This window comes from Actinomadura sp. BRA 177 (assembly GCF_013372625.1).
In the GTDB taxonomy this organism is placed as follows: Bacteria; Actinomycetota; Actinomycetes; order Streptosporangiales; family Streptosporangiaceae; genus Spirillospora.
Genome location: NZ_JABXFD010000361.1, coordinates 1 through 3,343, shown reverse-complemented (window position 1 = coordinate 3,343; position 3,343 = coordinate 1). Strand labels below are relative to the sequence as shown.

Genomic DNA, 3,343 nt, shown 5'->3' with positions numbered 1-3,343 from the left:
CCGGTGTTCGTTGTTTTTTTTTTGTGGTCATGTCATCCTTAGGTGTCTACCCTATCCTCTTCGTCGGCAGCGTCACATGTGTATAAGAGCGCCCGCACCGGCCGCGCCCGCGTCCGCGTCCGCGTCCGCACCCACGGAACCCGCGCTGCTCGGACGGGCCGGCGGGTGGCGCGTCACCACCTACTACACGGCGCTTGAGCGCCTCTACGACGGCGAACGCAAGGCCGTGAAGGGCTGCACGCGGTTCCACTGCTCGCACGGGAAGACGCCGCTCGGCAAGTATCCGGAGGACTTCCTCAAGGTCGTCCAGATGGAGGGCAGCGGGCGCATCACCGAGGGCCCGCAGCGCGGCCGGTACCTGAACTGGTCGCACAGCGTCGGCTTCTGGCTGGACGATACGACGCGCGACTCGCGGGGACGTCCGCTCAAGCCGTGGACGTCGGCGGCGGCCGACAAGTCCGTCCTGGCACGGGGTCAGCGGTTCGCGATCGTCGGCTGCGGCAAGGACGGCAGCGACCGTCCGATCGAGGGCAAGGTGTGCGAAGCGTTCCAGAACGCCCGCTGGACGGTGACCGACCTGTTCCGTCCCGGATACGGGGGCGAGAACCACGCAGACGTCTACATCGGTGAGGAGAAAGGGTCGCGGCTGTCCGAGTCGCCGTTCTACACGACGCTGAACGGCGCCACCCTCGGCCCGTCCTAGGAGAGCACCCGCTCGGACGGCCGGGGCGACGCGAGCCGCGTGACGCGCGTCCGGCCGCGCAGCGTGACCTCGTCGCCGAGCGACCACCGCGCGGCCTCCTCCGGGTCGGCCTGCGCGACGAGCGAGCCCGCCGCGAGGACGCGCTCCTCGGTGTTCTTCGCCATGTCGGTGAGGCGGGCGGCCTCGTTCACCGGGTCGCCGATGACGGTGTACTCGAAGCGCTCCTCGGCGCCGATGTGCCCGGCGACGGCCTCACCGGCCGAGACCCCGACCGCGGCCCGCAGGTCGGGAACGTCCTCGCGCAGCCGGCGGGCCAGCTCGCGGGACGCGGCGAGCGCGCGGCCGGGCACGCCGTCCAGCGCGAGCGGCGCCCCGAAGATCGCCAGCGCGGCGTCGCCCTCGAACTTGTTGATCCAGCCGCCGTGCGCGCCGATGACCTCGACGACGACGGCGAAGAACTCGTTCAGCAGCCGGACGACCTCGGCGGGCGGCCGGTCGGCGGCGAGCCGGGTGGAGCCCATGATGTCGACGAAGATGACCGCGACCTCGCGCAGCTCGCCGCCGAGGTCGATGCCGCGCTCGACGGCGACGCGCGCGACGTCCGCGCCGACCTGCCGGCCGAACAGGTCGCGGAGCCGCTCGTGCTCGCGGAGCCCGGCGGCCATGTGGTTGAACCCGGCCTGCAGCAGCCCGACCTCGCTGGCGTCGTAGACGGGGACCTCGACGTCCAGGTCGCCGCGCTGGACGCGGGCGAGGCCGCGCCGCACGGACTCGACCGGGTCGGCGATGGCGCGGGCGGCGGTGTAGGTGACGCCGAGCCCGACGAGCAGCGCGATGCCGCCGAGCGCGAGCACCGCGACCGCGAAGTCCCGGACGGTGATCCTGGCGATGAGGAAGGAGCCGATGGCGAGGGTGATCAGCCCGAGGATCGGGACGGCGGTGCCGAGGCCCCAGGCGAGCACCGAGCGGGCGACGACGCCGGGCAGGCCGGTGCGGCTCGGCAGCTCGCTGCGCAGCGCGGTGGTGACCGCGCGGCGCAGCAGCCGCTCGGTCAGCAGGTAGACGATCGTGCAGGTGGTGAGGCCGCCGAGCAGGCTGGTCAGGCCGAGCTTGACGGCGAGCAGCCCGGAGAACGGGGCGTTGATGATCACCCAGCCGATCGTCCCGATGCCCCACAGCGTCAGGTGCAGGGCCATCAGCCGCAGCGGCCCGTACAGCAGCAGGGCGCGCTCGTGCCGGTCGGGTTCGCCGTGCCGCTCGACGAGGCGCCGGACGCGGCGGAAGAACCGCTCGCCGAGCAGCAGGCCGGCGGGCACGGCGGCGGCGACGTAGGCGGTGAAGACGCTCAGGTTGATGAGCTGGAGCCGCTCGGAGACGTGCCCGACCGGGTCGGGGACGACGACCGCGAACGCGAGCACGACGAGCGCGCCGCCGAGGTTGGCGAGACCGGTGGCGATCGTGACGAGGATCCGGGCGCGGCGGGCGATCCGGGCGCGCGAGTCGCCGGGGGCGCCGTCGATGAACCGCCACAGCGGACCGAGGAGGCTCCGCCTGGCCCGCGGCGCAGGCTCCGCCTTTTCGGTCTCCATGAGCGTGCAGATTAGTCGGCCATATTGCCCATATCCCCGCCGGAGGCGCGCGACCTCGGGGAGGGATTACTCACTCAAGGACGAATCGGATCCAGCAGGCGGTGCGGTGAGCGGAGGACCAGGCTGACCGGGTCGGTGCGGCGCCGCACCCCCGGCCCCGCGTGGATCTCCAGTTCCTCAGGCGGGACGTGGCGGCCGCAGTCGGGGCACGTCCCGTCCGGACCGATCCGGGTGTCGCAGTCGGTGTGCACGAACACGCGGGACGGCTCGGCGGACAGGTGGTCCTCGGCCCAGCGGGCGAGCGTGTGGACGACGGGCCACAGCTCCTTGCCCATGTCCGTCAGGACGTAGTCGTGGCCGTCCTTGGCGAGGACGCCGGTCCCGACGAGCGCGGCCAGCCGCGCGGACAGCACGGCCCGCGGGATGTCCAGGTGGGCGAGGAAGTCGCTGAACCGGCGCACGCCGTAGAAGGCGTCCCGGACGATCAGCAGCGTCCAGCGCTCCCCCACGACCTCCAGCGCGCGGGCCAGCGAGCAGTCCTGCGCCGCGTAGTCCTTGCCGAGTGCCATGCCCCCAACATTACCCGCCACGGGGTTCATTCATTGAACCGACACGTGCTACCGTCACCCAGTCGGTTCATTCACCGAACTCGGGGAGACCGCATGACGACCCTGGCCGCATCCCGGACCGCGCGCGGCGCGTCCGGCCGGGCCGCCGCGCTGACGCTGCCGGCCGCCGCCACCCTGCTGGCCCTGATGAACTACTGCGCCCCGGCGGCGACGCTCGCCGACACCGCGCGCGGGCTGCACGCCGGGGCGGCCGCGCAGATCTGGCTGATGAGCTCGATCAGCCTCGGCCTCGCGGCGGCGCTGCTCGCGGCCGGCAGCCTCGCCGACGACCACGGGCGCAAGCGGGCGTTCGTGGCCGGCGCGGCGGTCCTCGCCGCCTCCAGCGTGGCCTGCGCGCTCGCGCCGAACGCGCCGGTCTTCATCGCGGGCCGGGTCGCGCCGGGCGCCGCGAGCGCGCCGGCCACGCCCTGCCTCTTATACAA

General features: G+C 73.0%; 3 protein-coding genes. 1 reads left to right on the top strand and 2 read right to left on the bottom strand.

Annotated features, from left to right (window positions below; genetic code table 11):
- Positions 1-699: 699 nt before the first annotated feature.
- Both HUX53_RS20440 and HUX53_RS20435 read right to left on the bottom strand, forming a co-directional pair.
- Positions 700-2,292 carry an adenylate/guanylate cyclase domain-containing protein gene (locus HUX53_RS20440; RefSeq protein WP_176404823.1) on the bottom strand — a complete coding sequence of 531 codons (1,593 nt, stop codon included), beginning with the start codon at positions 2,290-2,292 and terminating at the stop codon, positions 700-702.
- Positions 2,293-2,366: 74 nt separating this feature from the next.
- Positions 2,367-2,861, bottom strand: a complete 495-nt coding sequence (locus tag HUX53_RS20435) for a helix-turn-helix domain-containing protein (RefSeq protein WP_176404822.1) — start codon at positions 2,859-2,861, stop codon at positions 2,367-2,369.
- A gap of 93 nt (positions 2,862-2,954) precedes the next feature.
- On the opposite strand from HUX53_RS20435, the gene HUX53_RS20430 reads away from it, so the two are divergent.
- Positions 2,955-3,343 (top strand): MFS transporter (locus HUX53_RS20430; RefSeq protein WP_176404821.1); only part of this gene is annotated, 389 nt, incomplete at its 3' end.